Annotated in this window: 26 protein-coding genes and 2 pseudogenes; 5 read left to right on the forward strand and 23 right to left on the reverse strand. The window is 38.7% G+C overall.

The window, feature by feature from the left end; translation table 11 throughout:
- Positions 1-79 precede the first annotated feature (79 nt).
- From QUF78_RS14135 to QUF78_RS27875, 6 genes are all read right to left on the reverse strand, one after another.
- A complete protein-coding gene (locus QUF78_RS14135) occupies positions 80-1,084 on the reverse strand; it encodes an HAAS signaling domain-containing protein (protein ID WP_289325149.1) in 1,005 nt (334 codons plus the stop codon).
- A complete protein-coding gene (locus tag QUF78_RS14140; protein ID WP_289325150.1) occupies positions 1,071-1,418 on the reverse strand; it encodes a PadR family transcriptional regulator in 348 nt (115 codons plus the stop codon). The genes QUF78_RS14135 and QUF78_RS14140 overlap by 14 nt, the downstream gene beginning before the upstream one ends.
- 157 nt (positions 1,419-1,575) lie before the next feature.
- Positions 1,576-1,677 (reverse strand): hypothetical protein, encoded by a 102-nt coding sequence (locus QUF78_RS28030; protein WP_289325151.1) that lies wholly within the window; start codon positions 1,675-1,677, stop codon positions 1,576-1,578.
- A gap of 28 nt (positions 1,678-1,705) precedes the next feature.
- Entirely contained in the window at positions 1,706-2,248 is a 543-nt protein-coding gene (locus QUF78_RS27865) for a glycerate kinase (protein WP_353957909.1), read from the reverse strand.
- Entirely contained in the window at positions 2,241-2,450 is a 210-nt protein-coding gene (locus QUF78_RS27870; protein ID WP_353957910.1) for a glycerate kinase, read from the reverse strand. Before QUF78_RS27870 ends, QUF78_RS27865 begins: the two co-directional genes overlap by 8 nt.
- A 43-nt stretch (positions 2,451-2,493) precedes the next feature.
- Positions 2,494-2,811: a glycerate kinase gene (locus QUF78_RS27875; protein WP_353957911.1), complete on the reverse strand. Its 318-nt coding sequence runs from the start codon at positions 2,809-2,811 to the stop codon at positions 2,494-2,496.
- Between the two features lie 247 nt (positions 2,812-3,058).
- Here QUF78_RS27875 and QUF78_RS27880 point away from each other — a divergent pair, with 247 nt between their 5' ends.
- Both QUF78_RS27880 and QUF78_RS14155 read left to right on the forward strand, forming a co-directional pair.
- Entirely contained in the window at positions 3,059-3,181 is a 123-nt protein-coding gene (locus tag QUF78_RS27880; RefSeq protein ID WP_353957912.1) for a helix-turn-helix domain-containing protein, read from the forward strand.
- 126 nt (positions 3,182-3,307) lie between these two features.
- On the forward strand, positions 3,308-4,915 hold the full coding sequence (locus QUF78_RS14155) for an FMN-binding glutamate synthase family protein (protein WP_289325152.1): 1,608 nt from the start codon (positions 3,308-3,310) through the stop codon (positions 4,913-4,915).
- 197 nt (positions 4,916-5,112) lie between these two features.
- Here QUF78_RS14155 and QUF78_RS14160 read toward each other — a convergent pair whose 3' ends face one another.
- Positions 5,113-6,051: an MBL fold metallo-hydrolase gene (locus tag QUF78_RS14160; protein WP_289325153.1), complete on the reverse strand. Its 939-nt coding sequence runs from the start codon at positions 6,049-6,051 to the stop codon at positions 5,113-5,115.
- A gap of 215 nt (positions 6,052-6,266) precedes the next feature.
- Positions 6,267-6,860, reverse strand: coding sequence for a branched-chain amino acid aminotransferase (locus QUF78_RS14165; RefSeq protein WP_289325154.1), 594 nt, complete (start codon positions 6,858-6,860; stop codon positions 6,267-6,269).
- Between the two features lie 174 nt (positions 6,861-7,034).
- Here QUF78_RS14165 and QUF78_RS14170 point away from each other — a divergent pair, with 174 nt between their 5' ends.
- Complete coding sequence (locus QUF78_RS14170; RefSeq protein WP_289325155.1) at positions 7,035-8,153, forward strand: NAD(P)/FAD-dependent oxidoreductase; 1,119 nt, start codon at positions 7,035-7,037, stop codon at positions 8,151-8,153.
- A gap of 210 nt (positions 8,154-8,363) precedes the next feature.
- On the opposite strand, the gene QUF78_RS14175 is transcribed toward QUF78_RS14170, so the two are convergent.
- From QUF78_RS14175 to QUF78_RS14200, 6 genes and pseudogenes are all read right to left on the reverse strand, one after another.
- Positions 8,364-8,855 (reverse strand): DinB family protein, encoded by a 492-nt coding sequence (locus QUF78_RS14175; RefSeq protein ID WP_289325156.1) that lies wholly within the window; start codon positions 8,853-8,855, stop codon positions 8,364-8,366.
- 148 nt (positions 8,856-9,003) lie between these two features.
- Positions 9,004-9,996, reverse strand: a pseudogene (locus QUF78_RS14180) (IS1595 family transposase).
- Between the two features lie 186 nt (positions 9,997-10,182).
- On the reverse strand, positions 10,183-11,121 hold the full coding sequence (glaH, locus tag QUF78_RS14185) for a glutarate dioxygenase GlaH (protein ID WP_289325157.1): 939 nt from the start codon (positions 11,119-11,121) through the stop codon (positions 10,183-10,185).
- 328 nt (positions 11,122-11,449) lie between these two features.
- The gene (locus QUF78_RS14190) at positions 11,450-11,791 is read right to left on the reverse strand and encodes a DUF3870 domain-containing protein (protein WP_289325158.1); all 342 of its coding nucleotides are present in this window, start codon (positions 11,789-11,791) and stop codon (positions 11,450-11,452) included.
- 21 nt (positions 11,792-11,812) lie between these two features.
- Entirely contained in the window at positions 11,813-13,030 is a 1,218-nt protein-coding gene (gene lhgO, locus QUF78_RS14195; protein ID WP_289325159.1) for an L-2-hydroxyglutarate oxidase, read from the reverse strand.
- A gap of 14 nt (positions 13,031-13,044) precedes the next feature.
- Positions 13,045-13,719, reverse strand: coding sequence for a GntR family transcriptional regulator (locus QUF78_RS14200; protein WP_289325160.1), 675 nt, complete (start codon positions 13,717-13,719; stop codon positions 13,045-13,047).
- Positions 13,720-14,042: 323 nt separating this feature from the next.
- Here QUF78_RS14200 and QUF78_RS14205 point away from each other — a divergent pair, with 323 nt between their 5' ends.
- Complete coding sequence (locus QUF78_RS14205; RefSeq protein ID WP_289325161.1) at positions 14,043-14,438, forward strand: GyrI-like domain-containing protein; 396 nt, start codon at positions 14,043-14,045, stop codon at positions 14,436-14,438.
- A 206-nt stretch (positions 14,439-14,644) separates the two neighbouring features.
- On the opposite strand, the gene QUF78_RS14210 is transcribed toward QUF78_RS14205, so the two are convergent.
- The 4 genes from QUF78_RS14210 to QUF78_RS14225 form a co-directional block, all read right to left on the reverse strand.
- Positions 14,645-15,124: a DinB family protein gene (locus tag QUF78_RS14210; protein WP_289325162.1), complete on the reverse strand. Its 480-nt coding sequence runs from the start codon at positions 15,122-15,124 to the stop codon at positions 14,645-14,647.
- An 82-nt stretch (positions 15,125-15,206) separates the two neighbouring features.
- Positions 15,207-15,713, reverse strand: coding sequence for a tyrosine-type recombinase/integrase (locus QUF78_RS14215; RefSeq protein WP_483313848.1), 507 nt, complete (start codon positions 15,711-15,713; stop codon positions 15,207-15,209).
- Between the two features lie 551 nt (positions 15,714-16,264).
- A complete protein-coding gene (uvsE, locus tag QUF78_RS14220) occupies positions 16,265-17,236 on the reverse strand; it encodes a UV DNA damage repair endonuclease UvsE (RefSeq protein ID WP_289325163.1) in 972 nt (323 codons plus the stop codon).
- A 182-nt stretch (positions 17,237-17,418) separates the two neighbouring features.
- A complete protein-coding gene (locus QUF78_RS14225) occupies positions 17,419-17,922 on the reverse strand; it encodes a PCYCGC motif-containing (lipo)protein (protein WP_289325164.1) in 504 nt (167 codons plus the stop codon).
- Positions 17,923-18,123: 201 nt separating this feature from the next.
- Between QUF78_RS14225 and QUF78_RS28035 the strand changes: the two genes are divergently transcribed.
- A complete protein-coding gene (locus QUF78_RS28035; RefSeq protein WP_483313849.1) occupies positions 18,124-18,348 on the forward strand; it encodes a YczF family membrane protein in 225 nt (74 codons plus the stop codon).
- Here QUF78_RS28035 and QUF78_RS14230 read toward each other — a convergent pair.
- The 5 genes and pseudogenes from QUF78_RS14230 to fdhF all read right to left on the reverse strand — a co-directional run bounded on the left by QUF78_RS14230 (position 18,343) and on the right by fdhF (position 26,115).
- Positions 18,343-19,446, reverse strand: a complete 1,104-nt coding sequence (locus tag QUF78_RS14230) for a GerAB/ArcD/ProY family transporter (RefSeq protein ID WP_289325165.1) — start codon at positions 19,444-19,446, stop codon at positions 18,343-18,345. The two genes, QUF78_RS28035 and QUF78_RS14230, sit on opposite strands and share 6 nt — an antisense overlap.
- Before the next feature lie 23 nt (positions 19,447-19,469).
- Positions 19,470-20,660 (reverse strand): Ger(x)C family spore germination protein, encoded by a 1,191-nt coding sequence (locus tag QUF78_RS14235; protein WP_289325166.1) that lies wholly within the window; start codon positions 20,658-20,660, stop codon positions 19,470-19,472.
- Between the two features lie 25 nt (positions 20,661-20,685).
- The gene (locus QUF78_RS14240; protein WP_289325167.1) at positions 20,686-22,179 is read right to left on the reverse strand and encodes a spore germination protein; all 1,494 of its coding nucleotides are present in this window, start codon (positions 22,177-22,179) and stop codon (positions 20,686-20,688) included.
- 458 nt (positions 22,180-22,637) lie between these two features.
- Positions 22,638-23,159 (reverse strand): annotated as a pseudogene (locus QUF78_RS14245) (helical membrane plugin domain-containing protein); the annotation flags it as partial.
- On the reverse strand, positions 23,152-26,115 hold the full coding sequence (gene fdhF / locus QUF78_RS14250; RefSeq protein ID WP_289325168.1) for a formate dehydrogenase subunit alpha: 2,964 nt from the start codon (positions 26,113-26,115) through the stop codon (positions 23,152-23,154). The pseudogene QUF78_RS14245 and the gene fdhF, both read right to left, overlap by 8 nt.
- Between the last annotated feature and the right edge of the window lie 33 nt (positions 26,116-26,148).

A 26,148-nucleotide genomic window follows, 5' to 3' on the forward strand; every position in this document is an offset into this window, starting at 1 on the left:
CAGCCTTGAATTATCTCCCTCCCTTCCCCACTTACCAATTAAACCCTCATACAAAAAAACACAGCAAGGATGCTGTGCCTTAACGGATTTTTGCTTTTCGAAAGCCTTGATAGGAATCGTAGGCGGCAAAAAAGATTGTGATGAATATAAGCCCCCAGTAAATCGAGTTTTTCCATTCATCAATTGAATCATCAATTGAAAACAGTGTCATTTCGTATGCAATGAATTCCGGATTCAATAAATTCGGATTACTGATGACGATGATGAAAGTCAGAGTGGATAGCAGCTGGTAAATGGCATGGAAAAAAGCAAGTTTCAGAGTCCACTGTCTCAAGAATAATTTGTATATGGCCAAGATCACTCCAAAGATTACGACGCAAGAAACCAGCAGCCAATAGGAATTCAATACCTCTTGATTGAAAGAAGGTGTCACAAAAATGAGGCTGCCATTTCTTTTTTCATAGACGCCAAGGAGGTTTGCTGCATTGAAATAAAGGGCCGCAAATACAGAAAGACCTAACAAACTTGCAAAGACCTCGATCATATGAATGGCCTTTTTCTTTGAAATGTTCGGAATATCTTTTAGGTTTTCCGGTGTCCATGGTTTCAAATCTTTCGTTAAAGGAGACTGGTCTTTTGAAGTATCCATGCGTTCTAAAATGGCAAATGAAAGCGTTAGCCAGAAAAACACTTGGATACCTGTACTGATGATACCTGCTATCGCTTTCCCGATTATGGTGAGAACCGCGTCCATAACCGTATTATCCCCCATATCCCGAAACGGATTATCCCCTACTAACCCGATTAGTGATATAACTGCAGCGATAGGCAAAATCATTTTCAACAGACTGATATATACATCATAATAACGTGGTCCAATCAGATGCATCGGGCGATCGCGATAACCACTAGCCAGTGTAACAGGATCTCCTAATTTTAATAGAACCGCTTTTACATCTTGCTCCGTATGATTCTCCGGAAGCATATCTTCGATTGTTGACTGAAGCTCAAGCGCAATATCCTCCCGACTTTTTTCTGGCAGCCTGCGAGTCACTTCCTGAATATAAAGTTCAATCAGCTCCATCTTCTTCCTCTCCTTTTAATAATATATAAAGTTCTTGTGACGTTTTTTCCCATTCTTGCTTTAACTGAATGAAAATTTCTCCCCCATAATCACTTAAAGAATAATACTTGCGCGGTCTACTTTCAGAAGTATCCCAGCTGCTGGTCACCAATTCTTGTTTTTCCAGGCGGCGAAGCAAAGGATATAAAGTACTTTGATCAATGGTAATTCCCGACTTCTCTAAACGCTGGACAAGCGAGTACCCATACTGAGGGGTTTTGAGCTGACTTAGAACAGCTAGCGTTAAAGTGCCTCTGCGCAGCTCAGTTGTTAATGAATTCAGTAAATTGCTCATCCAATCACCTCTTCTCTATACTATGTGACGTACACCATACCTTATACTATGCATCATACACTATTTTAGTTCTTACACCAACATAAAAATGAAATTATAATTTATTGAAAGCATAAAAAAGAGAAGCGTTTTACGCCTCTCCGTTTGTCCATTATTACTATGTTCCGATTATTGTACCGAAAACGATTACAAGTCCAATGCTTGTCATCAGTCTGCAAAAACCGCCGTTAATTTTCTCCACAATCTGATTTAGAGGCATCCCAGGGCAAAACCCACAAATAAAGTGCCTAGAAGTAACGATAAGAACGGATGAAGCTTACATTTGGTTGTCGCCAGAACACGCAATAACCAAGACTATTCGCTGCCAAAAAGGTCCGCATTACTTGTTCAGCTGAAAATTCCAAAAATTCAGCTCCTCTTTCCATAGCTTCCTTTAAAGGTATTGGAGCTTTCACCAGACTATGAACACTTGTTATTCCATGATCATATAAAGCTTCAATACCAGTTCCGATTGATCCAGCCAAAACGAATACGGGAATACCATGCTTTTTCGCTTCTTGTGCAACTCCCATCGGTGTTTTTTCTAAAGCTGTTAGGTAATCGATTAGGTCCTCACCCGTAAAGACACAATCAGCATCGTATAGTTTTTCACCCAGTTTCGTATATTCCATAACAATATCTACGCCCCTTTTTGTTTCCGCATTGAAAAAGGGTTGAAAGGCACTACCGATTCCACATGCAGCACCAGCTTTATCATGCAAGTGAATGCCTGTCTTGACTTCCACTAAATCAGCCCATGATGTTAAAGCCTTATCTTGCATCTCAACCATGGCAGGAGTCGCCCCTTTTTGGGGATCCGAATACACTTGATGCCCCTTCCGGCCCGACTAACGGATTTTGAACATCCGAGGCAATCAAAAACTCGGAATCTGCTATTCTTGGATTAAAATCCTCCGTATTTATTTCTGATATGCGCGACAATTCGGCTCCACCGAATCCCAGCGGATTACCAACTGCATCAAATGCCCTCATTCCCAAAGCCTGGTGCATTCCAACGCCGGCGTCGTTGGTAGCGCTACCCCCCAATTGCTAAAATGAACTTTCGACAGCCATCATCCAATGCTTTTTGAATGAGCTCTCCTGTACCGTATGTAGTAGTGATCAATGGGTTCAACTCTTCTGGATTGACTAGGCATAAACCGGATGCACTAGCCATTTCAATCACACATGTTTCTTGATCCCCCAAGATTCCATATGCTGCCGGTATGTCTTCAAATAAAGGTCCTTTAACGGTCACTTCAACTTTTCGCCCGTTTGTAACTGTCACAAGGCTATCCATCGTACCTTCACCACCATCCGCTACAGGAACCAATTCTGTCTTGGCATCCGGCATAGCCTTCCTCACCCCTCGCTCGATTGCTTTCGAAAGCCTCTAATGCATGCTGACAAACTTCCCTTATAAGAATCTGGTGCAATGACAATTTTCATTCTCAGGCCCCCTTTGAATTTATTTTAATATTTATTTAATTATAATCTTAGGGAATATGTTAGTCATCGCCCAAACTAAATGAAAATTAGTATGACATAATGTATTTAATTTTTTAGCTATAATAAAATAATGGTCCCTCACCCTCCATGGTTTGAAACTCTGCACCATTTTCCTAAGTAACTTAAATATCGGGGAATGTGCAAAAAGAATGTATATAAATCGTAATTCCTTTATATACCGATTAAAAAAATCGTTGAAGGAAATTGTGAAATAAGACTGCTCATTTAAATTTTTTTCGTTTCTATCCCTATTAAGACCTTACATTGGAATTCTGTATAATTGATCGAGGTACCGAGTAGATTAACATTACATGATTTTTTTCCATATCAGGAGGGATTGGATGAGTGGTATCGCAAATATTTTAATAATCCTTGGATTTTCCATTATCTTCATCATCATCATTGTCTTGTTTTTCCTATTACTTTATATGATTTTCTTTGACCGCATGCAGAAGCATCATGCAATTTTAAGGAATTACCCAGTGCTTGGGAGGATACGTTACTTTCTGGAAAAAATCGGCCCTGAAATGCGGCAATATTGGTTTAACAGTGATAATGAAGGAAAACCCTTTTCCCGAGATGACTATGAACATATGGTGAAAAGTTCAAAATATTTACGAGATGTCATTGGTTTTGGTTCAAAACGGGACTTTGATGAAGAAGGTTTTTTTGTTAATAATAGCATGTTCCCAAAATTGGCCGAAGAAGAAAAATACGATAGAGAAACAAAAGTAACGACTAAAAGATACATTCTTTTGAAAGACCCGCTTTTCTCACAGCGAGAAGAACAATGGGGAGATGTAGAATCCTCTGCATTCTTATTGGATGATGAAGATGCCGTGATCATCGGCCCAAACACTAAGAATCCCTTTCGATTAAAAGGTCTTATCGGCATGTCCGCCATGAGTTATGGCTCTTTGGGGAAAAATGCAATCACTGCCCTGTCTGAGGGATTGGCCGCCGCAAAAGGCACATGGATGAATACAGGGGAAGGTGGACTTTCTCCTTATCATTTAATTGGGGGCGTCGATATTATCATGCAAATCGGTCCTGCCATGTTTGGGGTTCGTGATAGTATCGGCGAAATGGATTGGGATGAGTTAAAAAGAAAAAGTGAAATACCAGAAATCAAAGCATTTGAAATCAAATTGGCTCAAGGTGCCAAAACTCGTGGAGGACATATTGATGCTGAAAAAGTTAATCCCGAAATCGCTGAAATCCGTAAGGTCGTACCGTACAAAGCTATCGATAGTCCGAATCGGTTTCATCAATTCAATGACGTAGAATCCATGTGCGATTTTATCGAAAAAATCAGGGACCATACAGGCATCCCGGTCGGTATCAAAATGGTCATCGGTGGCAATGAAAGTGTTGAAGAGCTAGCTAGCTATATGAAAGAAACCGGGAAAGGTCCGGATTTCATTTCATTGGATGGCGGTGAAGGCGGCACGGGTGCATCTTATCAGGAATTGATCGATAGCGTAGGATTACCGATAAAATCCGCTTTGCCGATTTTAGTATCGACCCTGGAAAAGTACGGTGTCCGCAATCGGGTAAAAATCATCGCCTCCGGTAAATTGTTCACGCCTGATAGAATAGCGATAGCTCTTGCCATGGGGGCCGACCTTGTTAACATAGCTCGAGGTTTCATGATTGCCATTGGATGTATACAGACGATGAAATGTCAATCCAATGCTTGCCCTGTCGGGGTAGCAACCACCGATCCAGAATTGCAAAAGGCACTTGTCATCGATGAAAAGAAATACCGCGTGGTCAACTTTCTTGTTACCCTTAGAAAAGGATTATATCGAATCTCAGCCGCTGCTGGTTTGGATTCGCCCATTCATTTTCAACCGAAGCACATTAGCTATAAGGACGATAAAGGAATAGTCACATCCCTTGAAGATATCATGAAAGAAGTTAAGGGACTAATAGGAGTTAGACAATGAAAAAACCGCCGCCCAAATTGTGATGGGCGGTTTTTTCTTTATCAATTAAGGTAGCGCATGTAGCTGTATAATTTACAATATTATGTAAACCAGACCTCTTACTATAATAAATCAATTAGAATATGGGACAGTTTGACATTCGTTGTTAAATCAAAAAAAAGCTCATATGATATGAGCTAGATTCAATGTTCAATATATCAAATGGATTGATAATACCATTTGCCATCACGTTTAAACTTTCTGCATTGGTCATTCAAAAGAAGGTATTCAAGGTGAGCCAATGTTTCACCAACAGCAAACCTAGTTTCGTGAATGGGTAGATTTCCAAATAAGATATTGCATGCACTTTTAACAGTAATCGGCTCTTTCATGTTTTCATGAATTACATGCAACCGGTCCTGATGGTGATCCAATAATTCAACAATTCTTTTATTGGCATTTTGAAATGGTTTCCCATGTGAAGGGATGACATATTCTACGTCCAACTTTTGAATTTTTTTTAAAGAAGTAAAAAACTCTTCCAATGGGTTGCTTAAACCCTTAAACCAATAAGAAATATTAGGAGATACCCTGGGCAATATATGATCTGTTGAGAAAAGGACACTATTTTCCTTATTGTATAAGGAAATCAGGCCATCTGAATGCCCCGGCGTGAAGATCACTTCATACTCATATTTGCCAAAACGTAGCTTCAATCCTTCGTCAAGATGATGATTTACAGTAGGATAGGGTTTTACTTGTGGCATAAAGCTGCTTTCGTCACTAGATAAGGCGACAGCTATTTCGTCTTTCATCCCGCATGCCTCATAATTTTCTTTAAGCTTATTCAGAGAATCCGCTTCCCAATACGTAGTTCCCGCATGTTCATCCACTTTTGTCATCCAAACATCTGCACTGGTTAATTGTTGTAAAGCTCCTGCATACCCGAAATGGTCTGGGTGATAGTGGGTGATGATAATATCGGTAATATCATGTTTTTCAATAATGGGGTTCCATATATCCCTTGTAGTGTTATTATTTAATCCCGTATCAATGATTGTCCACCCTTTTTCACCTTCTGCCAGGAAACAATGGACATGGTCCAACCTAAAAGGCATTGGAATGGTAACCTGAGTAACTTTCAATTCATTCAGCAAGTATAACTTCTCCTTCCGATGTAACTTTCAATTTTATAAGTTCGAAATGAACATTGTTAAATAAAGGTATATTATTAATCAATTCGACGAATTATTTGCAGTTCCTCTAATCATCATCTACATTTATGGCCAATTGGATAAATCTAAGAAGATTAACCAGTGGCTAAGGGCATGTATAAAGAAAAACCGCCATCAATTGATGGCGGTTTCTCGTTTTACATATCTTCCTCGATTGTTTGAACAAGGATAAATAGAAAATGATAAATTAAATTGAAAGCTTGTTCCAATGACATGTCCTCTCGAAAACCTTTTACGTTATCCAAGGCAAAATTCACATCCCATAGTCCGTCACCCTGGTTAAACATTAAACTGAATGATCCAATGCCTTCTTGAAGTTCCTTTGTTAAATAGGTTTTTAAAACCTCTCCCATTTTTTTCTGGAATTTCAATCCGAACATCGCGTTATAAGTACCGAAAACATCATCCACTTCCAACGAAAGTGCTTCAACACCGATTAATTCAAACCATTTGGATTCAAAGTAAAGGAATTCTTCTTTATTATTTTTCAAATACCCGATCGGTTGTGATAAAAATGCAGAGTTCTCTTCAGAAATCAATTCTTCGCTCTCTTTATTACTGCGCTCGATATAAGCATCAGTAAAACGGGATGCATTTTCTTTTTCCACTATTATGATATCATCTGCGATTAATTTATGCTTTTCTGCATAATCCCTTTCTTCTTTGAACAACTCAACCTTGTTTTCGATTACGGATTTCGATATGTATGATTCCATTTGTTTTTTTAGCATGTTATGTCCTCCTAATATCTTTTCAAGCTTTCGCAATTTCAATCATAGCATATTCAATACAGATAAAATAACTTTGTGAAAGAAATTACAATATCGGCTGTGGCAATCGTTTCGTGTCTTCGATATAGTAATGGTAAGCGTATATATATATAAGAGAGAAATGAGATGTTAAATATGCAAAAAATCATTGTAGTTGGTGCAGGGATTCTGGGAGCTTCCACTGCCTATCAGCTGGCTAAAAGTGGAGCTGAGGTTATCATAATAGACCGCCAAGATGATGGACAGGCAACTTCTGCTGCTGCAGGAATCGTGTGCCCATGGATTTCGCAAAGGCGCAATCAAGCTTGGTATCTCCTTGCTAAAAATGGAGCTGCTTTCTATCCGGGTTTAATTGAAGAACTTGAACAGGATGGGGAAACGGAGACTGGTTATGCCCAAGTCGGGGCCATAAGTTTACATACAGATGAAGAAAAACTGATTGCCATGAAGAACCGAGCGGAAAAACGGAAAGAAGATGCACCGGAGATCGGGACGATCACATTACTTTCTGCAGAGAAAACAAATGCCTTATTCCCGCCTCTTTCCAGTGAATATGCAGCAGTTCACGTGAGTGGGGCCGCTCGAGTCGATGGACGAGCGCTACGTGATTCCTTATTGAGGGCATCACAAAAAAACGGTGCGAAACTTATGTATGGTGAGGCTATACTTTCATATAATGGTGCACATGTTACAGGTGTAACACTTGAAGATGAAATCATACCTGCTGATAAAGTGATTGTTTGTGCTGGAGCTTGGGCACCGGAATTACTGAAACCACTGGGCCTGAATTTTCAAGTCAGCTTCCAAAAGGCTCAAATCATTCATCTGGAAGCACCAAATACAAATACGAATAACTGGCCTGTGGTCATGCCTCCCAGTGATCAATATCTTTTGGCTTTCGATAATAATAAGATCGTTGCTGGGGCGACTCATGAAAACACGGACGTCTTCGATAACCGAATGACTGCAGGAGGGCTGCAGGAAGTTTTCAATAAGGCCCTGCATACCGCTCCAGGCTTGTCGGATAGTACGTTTGTTGAAGCGCGGGTCGGATTTCGTCCATTCACGCCTGGATTCCTTCCGGTTATTGGTCCTTTACCTAATTGGGAAGGAATTATCATAGCCAATGGTCTTGGAGCTTCCGGTTTAACTATGGGCCCCTATATAGGCTCCCAATTGGCAAACCTCGCACTTGATAGAAAAATCGATATCGATTTAGAAAAGTATGATGTTAGAGGTGCGCTTTTAACATAACTGCCAAAACATTACCTATCTGGATAATGAACGTATTAAATCAACTGACTCTGGAACTTTCCTAGGTCAGTTTTTTTAAAAAAAAGGCTTTGTTAAGTAGTATTGTTGTTTTTTAGGTATAAAATATGGGAACGTCCGTTTTGGACGTTCCCGTTCTTATTCCATTAAAGCCCCCTATAATGGAATAACTGTAAAGCTAATGAAGCTTTTTTAAAAGCTGCGTTTCGCTGCCCAAGCACCTTGCATTTTACTAAGGAATACAATTTGCCCAATATGATATGCGTCGTGCATTGCTAAACTCTTCAGTTCAAGCACTAATGAATTATCTCCTGGAACCTGTCTATACAAATCTTCATGTTCTGATTTTGCTAGTATTTTTCCAAGTTCGCGATGAACATAAAAATATTCTTGTTTTGTTTCCTTCCAATTTTCTAACGTCTCAGTTGGTAATCGAAATGTAGAGTCATTATTTTCTGCCTGTGGTTCATTCGCTGTTTCACCAAGAAATCGCATCATATATCTTTTTTCAAAGAAAAGTAAATGACAAACTAATTCCCAAATGGAATTCATTGCCCCATCAGCTGGTTTCCAAATTGCCTGTTCAAAAGTGATGTCCTCTAGCACTTTTTCAAGTGGTGGAAACCAGTCTTCTTCATCTAAGCAGCTTGCCCATTGTTGTAACAAAAGTGTCTTTACATCCATTTTCTATTCCCTCCAATTTAATCCCTTTAATAGATAATCCCTTTGGTAAAAATATTTGCGGCGTGTTGTAGATAGCTCACTAATTAAGGTGTCATGCCATTTCCTTGTTCAATTAAACTGGCCCTTTAACGGAACAATGAACGTTCTGTTATTTGGAAAATTCTGATATCCTTAGTTTATCATAAGTTGTGTTAACTGAGAAAGAACAACTGTCTAAAACCATTTTGGTTATCGTAAAGTTATCTTTTATATGTTTGATGGTGTCTAAGAATGGGAACCAGCTCAAATAATGGTCTAGATATTTAGTCGCTACACCATTAAAACGCTCCATCCAGCTCTTTAAACGGCTGTGATAACTATTTACATTCTGGATGTGAAAAATCCCTTTAACTCGCTCCCTACCATTTACTTTAAAGCGATGACGCTCAATTCCTTTTTCTTTGGCATAAGTCATAAACGCCCGCCAAGCATCCGTACATAGAACATTTTGTATTGATAGCTTGGAACCTAACGCTTCGTCCAAACTCTTTTTTATAATACGCCCTTTTCCTATTGTTTTGGAAAACGTTCTCTTTTGGCGGTCTCTGGCTATAAGAACGCATACTTGGTCCTTACTTATTCCTCTAAACTCCGAACTACCACCGCGTAACCTTGTTTTTCGACCTTGGATATTCCGTTTTCCTTTCTCGGAATAGAGGAAATAGGTTTCATCCATTTCTACTATGCCTTCGAAAAGAAAAAGCGTCACATAATGAGCACCAATGAGTTAAGCTGATTTCCGAAGGGAATACCTTTCAATCATACATTCGATGAACTGAAGCCATTTACTAGGCATATGAGTTCTGTGAAGAGGAGTGTTCGTCATATCTGTGAATGTTTTACCGCACTCTTTGCAGCGGTATCTTTGATGTTCATTGGTATTGATTGTAGTTTTTACTTGAAATTTACAGAAGCGAATGCCATTAGTGGATGGACAATGGGTGCAGGTGTAGCCGTCTTTGTGTTTCTATTCTGATACATCAGTGAATACAGACTCTGTTTCTCCCGCACTCCCTAATGAGTTTGTGAAGAACTCCTTCAATCGCTGCTGGTCTCTTTGGCTAAGATTTCTGATTTGGTTAATTATGTCCGCTAACGCCATTAAAACTCACTCGCTCTCAGTAATTTTATTTCATTGTAGAACGACCGTTCGAGCAAATCAAATAACAACATTATTCTTTAACAAAGCAAAAAAAAGATAAATTCCTTTCCAACCAAAGGGTTGAAAGGAATTTATCTTAAAAATGTTATTTGGGGATGAAAAAACATTTGGGTTTACAAAATGAAACTATTGATTGAATCTTCCGCGCTGGCGAAGTAATTCACGGTTCAGGTTTGGATCTTTTTCAAATGCAGCGCGGCCGTGAAGCCAAAATATATTGTTGACGACAACTAAATCTCCAACAGGCAGTTCCAGTTCAAGTACACTTTCATCGTTTTCTAATGAATTGGATAAATCGCGTAAGTATTTGGCTTGTTCGATTGATTCAGGATAAACAAATTGATCGATAAAACATACACCAGGTTTGTTATTATGATTGAAGAAAGTCAATCTTTCAATTTCCTGATCAATGTTCTTGCTTTTTGGAGACTTATACGTGAATTTTTGGCTAGATAATGGATGATTAACATACGTATCAAGCTCTTTCCAATCGTCTAGGTGCAATAAACGTGATTCGCCACCGCGGGCATTTTGTTCGATCATCTTCATCATTAGTAACCAGTCAGTTGGTTCATCTACAAATGTTCCGTCCGTATGAAGTGTAAATAAACGATAGGCCTGACGCAAATATGAATCACTGCTATCCGTATCTTGAACACTAAAGCGGGCATAATATTTTCCTGACATGGCATCATGGTTTGGAGTCCCCAGCAAGTATGAAATGGCCGTCGCAAAAATGACATATTCATCTGTATTTTCCGTGACACCCTCCAAGCCGAGGGTGAAGCCGCCAGATTCCCGGTCATGAACGATGTTCCGAAGCACTTCACCAAAGTCTTCCCCCACTTGATCCAATAGATATGATGCAACGATGAGTCGTGCATATGGTGTATATTCCAGATGTTGAACAGACTGATTATCCTTCGATACAGTTTCTAAAAAAGCGGCAATTGCCTCTTTTGAAATTTCAATATGATATAATCGGCTGGTTTGAGGGTGAACTTTCACCTCGTATTTTTCTGTTTTCCTTTCAAACTTCGCTCTCTTTTTTTCTGCAATGCTCATGAATAATTCCTCCTGTTATTTGTAATATAGGTGACAAAGTTAACGGGAAATATAAAAAGCCAGTCGCACATGGTCCCCAAATAAAATAGGAATCCAACTGTACAACTGGCTTATATTCACTTCACTGCTCTATGTAAATAGAGTCACAGCGAATATGCAGTTTATGTATGATTTATTTTTCCTGTTTCCAATTATTAAGATCTTTACACGATTCTGAAATGGAGTTTTCCAAAAGGTGTTAATGTCATAATATTGGCTTAATTCCATTAAAACGTTTTTTCGCAAAATTGTCAACACTTTTTTCATATTATTCTGATAAATCAAATTACTAACTTGGTAGTTTTGTTTTTTCTCCAGCTTTAATTTGCTGAAAATGGAGATCAAGGTCCTTCAAGGCCGCAATCAATGCATTAGCTGCTTTCCCACGATAATAAGATTGAATCATTTCTAGCAAGTCATCAACACCATCATTTAAACTGGCCCCTTTTAACAAACGCCCAATAAATTCCCGGCCATGTTCTGTTGCCAGTGTGCAAGAAGCTTCCAGGACAACCCCATATTTAGCATCTACTTCTGCAGTAATGGTCAATGTTTCAAATACACTTTTCGCTGCCATCCCCTGAGGTAAACGGGCATGACCAGCAATAAAAATTGTTTTACCATTAAACATGAGGCTTCTTCCTCTCGAATTTTATTTTGTTAATATGGCTTCCAATAAGTGTGATTGTTCCGGAATGCGGTTTACAACCTCTTTTCCAATTTCAATCGAAGCTGTTGCAGCAGGTGATGGTGCATTACATACATGAATGGTCCGTTTTCCCATGATAATATGAAAATCATCCACCATATTACCATCATCTTGTAACGCCTGGGCCCGGACTCCAGCAGGTGCAGGGATTAAATCATCCGCTTGAATTTCCGGAATTAATTCCTGCAGGCTTTTCGTGAATTGCTTTTTACTAAATGAACGGACATATTCATCCATCCCTTCCTTCATGAATTTACTGGCCAGCTTCCAAAAACCTTTATAGCTTAAAACTTCAGTCAAATCTTTCGCATTGAAGTCGGTCTTTTTATATCCTTCCCGTTTGAAACTTAGTACAGCATTGGGACCAGCATCTACTTCTCCGCTAATCATCCGCGTAAAATGAACCCCCAGAAATGGGAATTTCGGGTTAGGTACCGGATATATTAAATGATTGACAAGGAAGCGTTTATCAGGCTTCAATTTAAAATACTCACCGCGAAACGGGACAATTTTCATATCAGTTTTATACCCTGCAGCTGCTGCGATACGATCACTGTGCAACCCTGCGCAATTAATGACCATCCTTGCCTTTATGGTACCGTTGTTTGTGTCGATGATGACATCATCAAAATCCTCGTCAATCTTCTCCACCTTTGTATTCAGCTTAATTTCACCCCCGTTGCCTCGGATGATATCCGCCATCTTTTCACTTACCTGACGATAATTGACGATGCCGGCTTGCGGGACGCGAATTGCACCTAGTCCATTAACATGCGGTTCGATTTCCTTTAACTCACCCACACCGATTTTTTGTATAGCTAGTTCATTTTGCAAACCGCGTGAATATAAATCATCCAGTAGGGGCATCTCTTCTGGCTTTGTTGCAACAATGACTTTCCCGCAAATATCATGTTCAATTCCATGCATCCGGCAGAATTCCGTCATTGATTTGCTTCCTTGACGGGCAAACCGTGCCTTGAAACTGCCTGGTTTATAATAAATTCCTGAATGGATGACGCCGCTGTTATGCCCCGTTTGATGATCTGCAACAACAGCCTCTTTTTCAATGACTACCACTTTAGCATTAGGAAAACGCTGATAAAGTGCCATTCCCGTCGATAATCCTACAATTCCCCCACCAACAATTGCGAAATCATACACAATTAACACTCCTTTTATTGATGATTTTTAGTATTCAGCAACTCCATATACGATATTAAATTGTTCTTAGTCCGTAAGATGTGAAATTCTACTGCTGCCCTTAGTTCTGCAGGATCCCCTCTTAGTGCCGCTTCATATATCATCCGGTGTTCCCGTTGCGTTTCTGGGTAATGGTCAATCAGCAAATTCGGCGCAATGGGTGAGATCCCTAGTGTTTCTACCATTTTTTGAACCCTTGGCCATGGGCAACCTTTTCGGAGGGTTTCATGAAAAGCCGCATTCAAAATGATATAATGCTCATTGGTTTCATCAGATAACTGAATTCCTTCCATTTCAATCAAAATTCCCTTTAATTTTTCTTTATCCTCCTTTGTTAAATAAGGAAGCGATTTTTCCACGGCAAGGCCTTCAAGTAGAGACCTTGTATGATAAATTTCTTCAATATCATCCCGGGTAATCGGTGTTACAATTGCTCCTTTATGAGGAACCATTTCCACCAACCCTTCCATTTGAAGCTGTGTAAGGGCTTCGCGAATGGGCATTCTGCTTACTTCCAGGCGATCAGCCCATTCCTCTTGGATGAGTCGCTCCCCCTTTTTCAACGTCCCATTCAAAATCGCTTTCCTGAGGCTTTTTGTCACATTTTTAACAATTGTTGATTTATCTTTATTCGAATTAGATTTATCCAATTCAGCGTCCACCTTTCAATATTGGATACAATTTTAACTATATCAACTAAATAAAGCGATTACAATACTGAAAATTAAATATATTGTATCCAATTACAAAATTACTGGATACAATACATTAGGTAAACATCACATATGAACATAAATCTCATTTTCCATTCCTCGAAATAATTTGATACTGTGAAATCAGAATCAACTATATAAATAACTTTGCATTTTTTTAAAGACCATTAAAATTCACAAGTTTTTAATTGGTCATCTTTTGTGATTATGATATCATTGATACAATAACCAAATTTATACAAATGAGGGGTTGCTAGTTTATGAGTAATGAAGTCTATCTTATTGGCGAAATACGGACTAATAATTTCTCTGATAAGGATCTTTTCGAGAAAATTAGATCGTTGTGGGGCAAAACAAATGATTATCCAATTGATAATGATATGAAATATGGGATTTATCATCAGTACGTAAGCAACTATCGAGGAGATTATACTTTATCTATAGCTACCGAAACCCCTGTATCGAATGAAAAATTGATCATTCCAGATCATGAATACGAAGTGTTTGAATGTCTACAAGATGAACATTCCATAGGTGAAACGTGGAAAAAGATATGGCGGTTGGAAGATGAAAAAAAATTGAACAGGGATTATAGTCTGGATTTCGAAAAATATTATCCTGATGGAAAAGTGGAAATACATATTGCGATTAAATAAGCTATAAAAAGAACCCTATCTTAACGATAGGGTTCTTTTATGTTTACAATTGACGACTCCCTAGTTACCATAATAATATTATGGTAACTAAGAGCTGTTACATCACAAATGCTTCTAATATAATGTGTTGATAATTATCCCTCTAGAAAATGAGTCTATTTTTCTCAACAAAAAAAAGACTATACAATAGTCTTTTTTTGAGGAAGTCATTCGGATGAGATAAGTCCCCGTCCAATAAGGTTTGCAGAAACAGGCTTTTTCCCTGCTTCTCTTGCCCAAACTGATATTTGTCCTACATGGTGAATTTCGTGAGCAATGACATGCCGCATAATCTCACCCCAAGTATCTGTTACGATTTTTCCATCTGGCATAGTATCATGAAATAATTTATTTTCCATAACCACATTCCAATTGTATACAAAGTTATTCACTTCCGTCCGAAAAACAGCATCCAATTTCATGACCTGATCCAAACTCTTATATTTTTCAAAACTCTCAGTGAAGTCTTTTTTACCTTGTAAAAGGCGTATCCAACTCCACTCTACATCAACTATATGGAAGAGTGTTTGCAAAATGCTCCCCACTCCGCCAGTTCTGGAACGAAGAAGTTCTTCTTCGTTCACCTCACCACACCAACGATACCAGTCTTCTCTAACCATCCAGTTATATCGAAATAATGTTTGCACTGGAATCCCGCCATTGTAGGACTATGGTGATCATAAAAAAAATACTAAGTAATACATGAGAGCTGTAACTCGTCCCGTTCAGTTAATAATAGAAATCCATCAATGTTTCGTCCATTAAATCCTGTGTGAGTCCTATGTAAATCATCGTATCTTTTGGATTGGAGTGATTAAGGATTTGCTGCAGTAACGCAATATCCTTGAACTTTTGGTAATGTAAATAGCCGAAAGTTTTTCGAAGAGTATGTGTACCTACATCCGGAATGTCTGCCATTTCAGCTGCTTTGTTCAAGACCCTGTAGGCCTGTACCCTAGTTATTGGACCATTCCCTTTTCGACTTGGAAATAAATACTGTTCATTTTTCAAGTTCATCTTCCGGACATATTTCCTTACTTCCTTACGAAGTTGAGGATTGACCAGGAACCGCTTAATTTTATCTGTCTTTTGCTCCACAATGACTATATGCGTACCCTCAAGGATATCTTTCACTCGCAATTGCAATAGATCCCCAATACGTAACCCGATGTTTATCCCGATGGAAAACATCATATAATCCCTATAGCTGCAATATTTTAATAGTGACTTTTTCATCTTATCTATGTGATCCAGCCGCCGTATCGGCTGAACATTTTTTATTCTTTGAGAGGTTGCTTGCATGAATGGCTCATTCCCCTTTCCCCCTTCTTTCATTGTACGTGAACAGGCGAAAAAAAGGCAAGTTTTATAAATTTCAATCCCCTTATAAACCTTGATTTAACGCGTTTTCGAATGTATCAATAGAGGTCCTTTGTTACATTCGGAATATTCTTGTAAATTCTTTTGTGAAACCCCAATAATCTATTAATCGCCATTAAACGCTTATATAGCCTCATAGAGCGATTTTAATTCAAACTGGAATAAAGACTCTATGTATTTCAAACAATAGCTTTAAAACCCAAATATGAAGGTCGTTTTTTTGTCATTATTAAGACTTTTGTAAAATAATGTATAAAATATTAATCATCCTATCAATATCAATAATGACTTCCCTTTCCATTTATGAAGCATCCAACGTGTTAACGATAATTATGTTATGTAAACAATTGCATTTGATGATAAAGAGAAACTTATACATAATCCCTTTATCAAATCATACCGATTGATTAATGAATATAAAAACTGGCACCATCAATGATTTCTATTTCTTTGTAACTTTTCAGTTCATCCATCAACTGGAAAAGTGCTCCATCCTTTTGTTTAGCTTCAATCATGCAATCCAATTGTGGTAAGCTTCCCTTTATTTGTTGCAAAAAATCAATGAACATTCCTGTATCCACAAAGTCAGCGTGTGCTCGAAATTCTTTATCGGACCTTGGACTTGAAATATGCATTTTAGGAGGTAGTTTGGAATTGCTCCAGGTATGTAAGACCCTGTCCCAATGATCTTTCCAATTTTCACTTGGTAACTGATGTGCGAGGTAATGGTGATAATCAAAAACCATGGGAATCCCCAATTTCTCACATAAGTAAAGGGTTTCCGACAAAGTGTAGGTGGTATCATCATTCTCAAGTATGACCATCCTTTGAATCGATTCGGGAATCAACCCCCAATTATGGATAAATTGCTCCAAAGCCTGTACATGTTCGCCATAACCGCCACCAACATGCAGAACACAGCGATGCTCGGGGTCCACCCCCATTTTTTTCAATAAAGTATAATGCATCCTTAATGTTTTTAATGATGTCTTCAGTATATCGATATTTGAACTATTCAAGATGACGAAATGATCTGGGTGAAAATCTATCCTTATTTTTGGGTGATCAGTAATGAATGTTTTTAATTTAGCAAGTTCTTCTGCAATAGGATCAATGTAATCCCATTCTGGAATTTCTGGATGATTGGCTAAAGGGATAAGTTTAGAAGAAAGTCTAAAAAACTGAATATTATTAGCTTCGTTATGGATCAGTAAACGCCAACAATTATGAAGATTGGAAATTGAAATACGTTCAAGCTTCCTTATCGCTGCATCTCTGTCCTTAATTTTCGAAAACTGAGCAAAAGTCATCGTTTGGGATGGTGAACAGTTTGGCACATGGTTACTCATGGCTACATAACCTAGGCGAATTAATGTCAAATGGTTACCTCCTTTAAGATTTAATGGTTAATGGAAGTATTCCCCTTAGTGACCAATATTATATATGTGAAAGAATCCATCACGCCAAGAAAATAAAAAAATGGCATTTTCCGAATGAATATCGGGCAAAAGCCATTTTCCTAATTATCTTTCACGGTAGAATTTCATTTCTTTTTTAGTTCTTACACTTCAGGGGTTGGTGTTGGTTTGGCATATCCACTTTTATATTTTTCATCGACTTTATTTCGGATATCTTTGATGCTCATACCATCATTCAAGTCCAGTATGGATTGTGCAGCTATTTCTAAACAAACTCCACATCTAGTCCCGTGGTCATCCCAGACCACTTCACCATTTTTTTTATTTTCATGGATGAAACAATCATAATTGTTTTTATGGTTAGCTGATTCCCCGCAACCGCAGTAACAAGGTATTTTTTCTAGTAAATCTTTATTTTGAGCAACAGCTAAATAGATTGTCTTCATGTCATCTGGTTTTTCTGCTAAGAAATCCGGCGCTATTTCCTTACTGCTGGTCTCTTCCTGAAGATCTCCGGATACTGTATGTTCGGAATGTCCTTCATGACTGCTTTCTTTTTGTACAACGCTTTTCTCTTCACTTGAACAACCAGAAAGTATTAAAGATGAACAGACACCTAAAGTAATGGTCATTAATTTTAGCTTCATTTTTACACTCCTTGACAATCTTGATACTCCCATTTTATGGCCTGGAAAGAAATTCTACAAGCATAAAGGTTACAACACTTTAAGGATTAAAAAATGACAAGTATCCATAACATATATACTATATGACTATTTGTTACGACTTCGTACATATTTTTAAAGTATTAACCACACTTTAAGAAATAAGAATGAGGTGATATTGTCGTGAGGGCGCTTCCATCATTGTTAATTTTGTTAGGAACGTATTTACTTATTTTACTCCTTGACAACTTACAGGGCTTGAGTATATTGCACTCTTTCTATAGTATCAAACTATATTTGATAGTAGCTCGTGGAGAAGATTACTTTCTACTCTTGTTATTCACTATAATTTTTCTATATTTGATTGTATTCTCAGCAATCAAAAACCGGCAGCCTCCATCTTCATGAAACTGCTGGTTTTAATTTTTGTTTTATATATGCGGTAAGCAATAATAGAATGGGGATTCCAATGAGCAAAGGTAGATGCAAAAGGTAAGGAACTACTTTTAACCCTTCATTTATATGTGCCTGATAGCTAGGAGCAATCATAATCGAAGAGATGATAATAACACCGCCAACCAGATAAATGAATATAGGAGATGGTTTCATTTGAAATAAGTCCGCTGAGCCAATAATGGCACAAAAGAAAAATATCGAAATCTTAATGAAGCCTAAAATAATCATTAAAACAAGAATGAACGAATCCAGTCTTTCAATAAAATCAGCGATATTTATATAACTCACAGCTCTAAGAGCAGGGAAATTAGACCTTAATACCGCCTCTGGACCTAATACGGACAAAAGAATGATCGAATTAAGAGTTAAAGAAACTCCACCTATAATTATGGCAAAGAGGCCAACTTTAAAAGCGGAACTCTTTTTATTCAAATACGGAAGGATCATCGTAAACGTAATCAATTCTCCAAAAGGTACGGTGATACCTGTAGGAATCAACTCTTTCCATACCATTCCCCATCCGTTGCCTAATACAGGTTGAAGGTTTTCCAATTTTGTATATCCTCCTAATACAAACATAATGTTCAGAATCAAAAGGGCCACGATAATAATGGCAAAGCATAAGCATGCAACACGTGCAAATGCTTCCAAACCTAGATGAACTCCATAAATCAAAACAAGTATCATGCATATCCCCAGCGTTATAATGGAAGTGCGTCTATAAGTGGAGCTAATTAATAATTCTTCAAAATCGCGTAATATTCTTGAAGCCAGATAAACAAAATAGATGATATAGGTAAAACTCAATACGCTGCCGATATATTTACCCCAAATTTTCCGGACATAACCGGTCATCGGTAAGTCAGGGTATTTTTTGTATAATGAAATATACACGAAATAAAGTAAACAACCAAAAAGGGTTGATAAGAGATTCACAATCCAGACATCCTGCTTGGCCCCCTTACCTATATTAAGCAGTAGATTACTGCCAAACATAAAAATGATCATCATACAAAATAACTGAAATCCATCAATTTTTATTTTAGGCAATGCATCCTCACCTCCTCATTCTTTTATTTCGGCTCATAAGGTTCCATTAGCAATCCGGAATTGATAATCTCTACATTAACTTTCAATGATATCTGCGCATCTGAATATAGGTTATCCCAATTTTTTTTGTTCTGGCGCCAATAAACGGGATTTGTTCGAGACAAGGCATCACCAAAACCAAAAATATCTGACTTTTCTTTTTGAGTGATGCTAATCGTCCTATTAATTTGCTTTTTAATTTCTTTCACCATTTTTTTTTCGAATTCTTTTAACACTCTGGGATCGCTTAAATTAAGCTCACATGATGTTTCCAACAGTTCTCCCATTACGTTGATATTAGTATGAATGACAGGTTTTTCATGATGGATTTCGGTTAACATTTTACTTTTTACACCGATTGTGTTGATTGTCACATTGCCTCTTTCACAAGGTAACACAACGGGGGTATTTTTCACTTTCGATGTAACGAATTGAGCGGCTCGGGCCGTTTCTCCATCCAACCATCTCACCAATTTACCTTTTCTGAAAATGGCTAATCCCTTAACCTTAATAGTAGTCGGGTTCGTCGTCTCTAAATTTCCTGTTTGCTTCCCCTTCTGGGAAGCATTGCTTATACTGATTCCAGGAAGTGATGCATCTTTACCTTCACTCAACAGTGAAGAAATGATTTCATAAGCTAACACCTCACTAGATGATCCATACAACTTTTGATTATTTTGTGTTGTACTGATAATATTTTTACCTGGAGTATTCTCAAGAGGTTCAATTACCCCAAGTACATCCTTAGCAGTCTTCCCACGCGCAATAAAGATCGGGATACTTACCCGTGAATATTTTCCTCTATCGAGACCATCAAAGATTAAATCCAGATCATTTCGAGCTAACTTCTCACCAATAATAATGAGCGAGAGATGTGTTGTGTTATTTTCCCTCGGAATAACGGAAGCTGATTTTCCCAAAGTTTCCAAAAACGTTTTTCCTGTTACCGTATAGTTGATGACAGCGAGGCCTTGACCTCCTGTTGTGCTGGTTTGGGATAGGCCGCTAGGATTTATGACTTGATATGTTACTCGGTACGGTTGTTTTGGATCGTCATTTTGGTCAACTCCCATAGCTATTATGACACCTAGCTCGTTTAATTCCCGGTAATTTGAACAACCTGAAATCAGTAAGCAAATGGCTGCCATACATAATAGTGAAATATTCATTTTCATTTTTCGTCCCCCGTAATTGCCAGTTTTATTTTCTTGATGGTTTTTTCAATAGTGATGAAAGCGGGAAACGAAAAAAACCATCTCTTTGCTCCTTTAAACGAAATGGAGCAAATGGAGCAAAATATGGTACACCAAAAGATCTAAGGCTGCTCATATGAAGCCAGATACATAAAGTGAAAAGCAATATGCCATATAAGCCTATAAATGCTGAAATAAAAATCAACATAAATCGAATTCCACGAGTCACATTAACTAAACTGGTATTCGGCAGTGTAAAACTGCTGATTGCAGAAATGGCTACAATAATAACCACTGCCGCTCCCACAAATCCCGCTTCAACAGCTGCTTGTCCTAAAATGAGTGCTCCTACAATTGATACAGCCGGCCCAATCGCTCTTGGCATCCGAACTCCTGCCTCACGCAAAACCTCAAAGGCCATTTCCATTACCAGTATTTCGACAATTGCTGGAAAAGGAACAGTTTCCCTTTGGGCCATTAGACTGACGATTAACGTTGTAGGAATAAGCCCTTGGTGATGTGTAATCAGTGCCAAATAGATAGCGGAGGCATACGTAGCAAGAAAAAAGGCTCCTAATCTTAACAACCTTAAAAAGGAACTGATATATTGATTTTGATAATAGTCTTCCGGAGATTGAAAAAATTGAGAGAAAACAGCCGGGACGATTAAAACAAAAGGTGTTCCTTGTATGATGATGGCAATTCTACCCTCTAATAAATTTCCTACAACCGCATCAGGTCGTTCCGTATTTAAAAGAAGCGGAAAAATGGTTGTTCCATCATCCCGAATTAATTCCTCAATGTAATTAGATTCAAGAACCCCATCAATATCAATGCCCTTTACTCGTTCTTTGACTTCCTTCACGATACTCTCATCCGCGATTCCCTGAATGTACATGATTCCAATATCCGTTTGAGTGACGCTTCCGACTTTCAAGCTTTCTAAGCGTACATCAGGATTTTGAATCCTAGTACGAATTAATGACGTATTGGTTCTTAAATTCTCTGTAAAACTATCTTTTGGTCCTCTAATGACCGTTTGGCTTGTCGGTTCAGTTATTGCCCGTGACGGCTGTTTTTTCGTACTGGCGATGAATGCTTTTGTACTGCCATTCAGCAATACTGCCGTATCTCCTGTCAAAACCGCTGACACGAATTCCTGCCAACTTTCTTTAATGGTCAATTGAGATACTGTTAAAATATGGCTTGCTCGTTCTTCTATCAATTTTTGATTATTTTCATTAAACGACTGTATTAATGGATCCACTATGTTCTCGTTAATGATGTTATCATCAGCCAATCCGTCAAGGTGGATTACAGCTGCTTGTACCGATTTATGGTGCGGAGATTCAATCATTCGAACAGACAAATCAGAACTGTGTCCAAGCTCGTTCATTAATCTCACTACATTTTCATTCACCTCGTCGGATAAGGTATTTACTTGTATATGGTTTGTTGTAGGTTTTTCTTTAGACCTTTTAAGAGAACGTCCTATTCGCACTTCCCCGCCCCCTTTTGATTAAGTGTATGTGTATTTGTTCGTTTCACTAATGATTGATTTTATTATTTGTATCTAATTTAAATATATGTAATAAAAGGCTAGTGAGAAAAATTTTGTTAGTAATTTTATTACCGCATTCAACCAGTCAAAAAAAGCCGACGATTCCCTATAAGGGAATCATCGGCTTTAATATTTTGGTGGGTAATCGACACCATCATACAAGACAAAGTCAATATCGTTCACTAATTTACTTGCGTTTCAAATTTCCAATATGAAAATAACAAGTTTTTTTACTTCTTACTTTTCGATAAAGTAAGCGGAATGGTTACGAGCGAAACTCCTGCTGCAATCCATAACCAGCTGGTGTTTCGTTTTTTTTCGCTACCGCCTTTACTGGGTATACTTGATCCGTATGACTTTCTCGAGTTGGGCCGTTCTATGTCAGCTGTTTCATTCGCTTTATGCAAATGCTGATTCTCTGGTAATTGGGTGGTTCTTTCTAAATCGCTTGTATCTTCTCCCATTCCTTTAAGGAAGGTCATCAGGTAAGTCATAGCTTGTTTGACTTCTTGGTCATTCAAGGAGCGCAGCAAGGCTAAATAACTTGGCTTTTCTGGCTTTCCGTCAGGCTCGGCTACACGGGCAATCCCTGAATTGACTTTGAGGATAAGCGGTTCAAGCTGTTGAACATTCAGTGTACCTAACGTACCAAGTATGAGAAGGAGATTTTTTAGGGTATTTGCGGTTTCGGGAGTGTCTGCTGTCTTGACAAGAATGTTCAGCACCTTGTCCCCTTCCTTCAACAAACTGTTAACCATTGATAAAATCCCACGATCCTGCATACCTTTCATGACTTCAAACGTTTCTTTAATCACTTCTTTATTTTCCAAAAGGGTACGCTCGATATCCTCGAGTTCAATTCTTCTTCTTTCTTCATCGCTAATGGTGATTCGGTTGATCACTTTCGTTGCTTTAGCCACGGTTCCTCTCCTCCTTTTTGATTTTCAAGAGGTCACCAGGGAAAATATAATCTTCGCGGGCCCATTTTTTTTGTACTTGTACACCTATCTGCGGTTGTGGATTACCATTACGATGGTTGATGCTTGGTAATGGGTTGTCTCCTTTGATCCTGAGAACTTCCATTTTTGCCTGAACTTCCTTATAAGCAGGGGTATCAGTATCTTTATCTGAATGGGAGCTTGTCAATTGGTTTATTGCTCCGTCACCTGAATCGTTCATCGGCAGATAAACCTCTTTACCTTTTACACGATCTGTAATCAGGCATTGCACTTTTGCATTTCCATACGGTGAAGTAAGCCGAACAAGAGTGCCATCCTCAAGCCCTCTATCTTTTGCCAATTCACGGGATACCTCAAGGAAGACTTTTGGCGTTTTGGATGTGATGCCTTTTGATTGATAAGTCATGTTCCCTTCATGGAAATGTTCCAATAAACGACCGTTATTCACATGGATATCAAACTCCTCCCCAAAGTCAATCGGTTTGGTCCATTCGACTGGAAATAATCTTGCTTTTCCATCGGGGAATGGAAAATCCTCCGTGAATAAAAGCGGCGTATCTGTGCCATCTGGTGCTACGGGCCATTGAAGACTTTTATAACCTTCCAACCGTTCGTAACTTACTCCAGCATATAATGGTGATAGTTTAGCTGCTTCGTCCATGATTTCACTTGGATGCTCATAATTCCAGCCTGCTCCTAACGAATTAGCCACGTTCATGATGATTTGCCAATCAGGCTTAGATTCACCTAATGGTTCAAAGACTTGATAAAGACGTTGAATACGGCGCTCGGTATTCGTGAAAGTACCTTCTTTTTCAAAGCTTGGGCTTGCTGGAAGGACGACATCCGCGAATTCAGCCGTTCTTGATAAGAAGATATCTTGGACCACAAAGAAGTCCAGTTTTTCAAATGCTTCATGGACATGATTGATATTCGAATCGACCAGACCCATATCTTCACCTTTTAAGTACATTGCTCTAAGGGTACCTGCATGAATCCCTTCGACCATTTCATGGTTATTAAGGCCAGGGTTTTCTGGTAATTTGGCACCCCAGATGTTTTCATATTTCGTGCGGACCCTTTTATCCGTTACTTTTTCATAACCTGGCATGCGATCCGGCATACTGCCAAAGTCACTGGCTCCTTGTACATTATTATGTCCGCGTAAAGGATAAGTACCTGTTCCAGGTTTACCGTAGTTGCCTGTTATGAGCATTAGATTGGAAATTGCAGTACTCGTATCGCTTCCTCCGCCATGCTGCGTAACGCCCATGGCCCAAAGCGATGCAACGCTCCCCGCTTCATGAATGGCTTCTGCAAGCGTAATTAAATCTTCTTTAGCTACGCCAGTTACTTTTTCCGCATATTCCATTGTGTAAGGTTCTAAAGTCTTGATGTATTCCTCCATCCCATTTACACGGTTTTTAATGAAGTCTTTATCTGTCCAACCTTGGTCGACGATATATTTAGTCACGGCCGACAGCCATATGATATCCGATCCCGGAGCAGGTTGGATAAAGAGGTCGGAACGTTCGGCCATTTCATGCTTTCTAATGTCCGCCACTATCAGCTTCTGTTTACCTAGTTTATGGGAACGTTTGATTCTCGTAGCCAAAACTGGATGTGATTCGGATGTATTGGAGCCTATGATCAATACAAGTTCGGACTTTTCGATATCCTTTATGCCCCCTGTATCTCCGCCATATCCAACCGTTCTGAACAGTCCCAAAGTAGCCGGTGTCTGACAATACCGGGAGCAGTTATCCACATTATTGGTGCCAATGATTCCCCTTGCCAGCTTTTGCATTAAATAGGACTCTTCATTGGTGCATTTGGATGACGTTATGAAAGCCATCGAATCCGGACCGTGATCATCTTTTATTTCGGTGAATTTACGGGAAATCAATTCAAGGGCTTCTTCCCATTCAGCTTCTCTGAATGCATCCCCTTCTCTAATTAAAGGTTTTGTAAGCCTTTCCTCACTATTTACGAAATCCCATCCGAATTTCCCTTTCACACAAGTCGAAATTCCATTTGCAGGTGCCTCAACTTGCGGTTCAACCTTAAGGATTTTACGGTCTTTGGTCCAGACGTCAAAGCTGCATCCTACACCGCAGTATGTACAAACCGTTTTCGTCTTTTTGATTCTTGCATCCCTCATGGCGGATTCCATATCTGAAATTGCTAAAATCGAACCATAACCCGTTTCAACATTTTTAGTGATTTCTATCATAGGTCGAAGGGTTTGTTTAGCAATACCGGTTAAAAATCCGGCTTCACCTTCCATTCCTTTTTCCATCATCGCATTACACGGGCAAACTGTGGAACAATGACCACATGAAACACATGAAGATTCATTGATTGGAACTTTATTATCCCAAATGACACGTGGACGTTTTGCTTGCCAATCTATAGTCAATGTTTCTGTGACCTGTACATCTTGACAAGCTTCAACACAACGGCCGCAAAGGATGCATTGGTCCGGATCATATCGATAGAATGGATTTGAACGATCTACTTCATACGGTTTTTGATCAAAAGGCACACTTTGATGATTTACCTTCATTTCCTTAACGGTATTGTGTATTTCACAAGTGCCATTATTATAATCGCAAACCGTACAATAAAGCTCATGGTTATACAATATCTTGTCCATTGCCATGACCTGTGCTTCTTTTACATCTGCTCCAACTGTATCAATTACATCCCCATCATCGATTTTGGTAGAACACGACCTTACAAGTTCTCCATTTACGCTCACTAGACATGTATCACATGTTTCGATAGGACCTAGGCTGGGATGGTAACAAACATTCGGGACTTCAATGGAGCTGTCCATCAGCGTTTGTAAAATTGTTTGATTACCTTCCAGGGTGGCTTCAGCACCATTGATTTTTATATGTACTTTCTCTGGCAAAATTATCGCTCCCCTCAATATAAACGATAAATT

It is taken from the genome of Peribacillus sp. ACCC06369 (assembly GCF_030348945.1).
Classification (GTDB): Bacteria; Bacillota; Bacilli; order Bacillales; family DSM-1321; genus Peribacillus.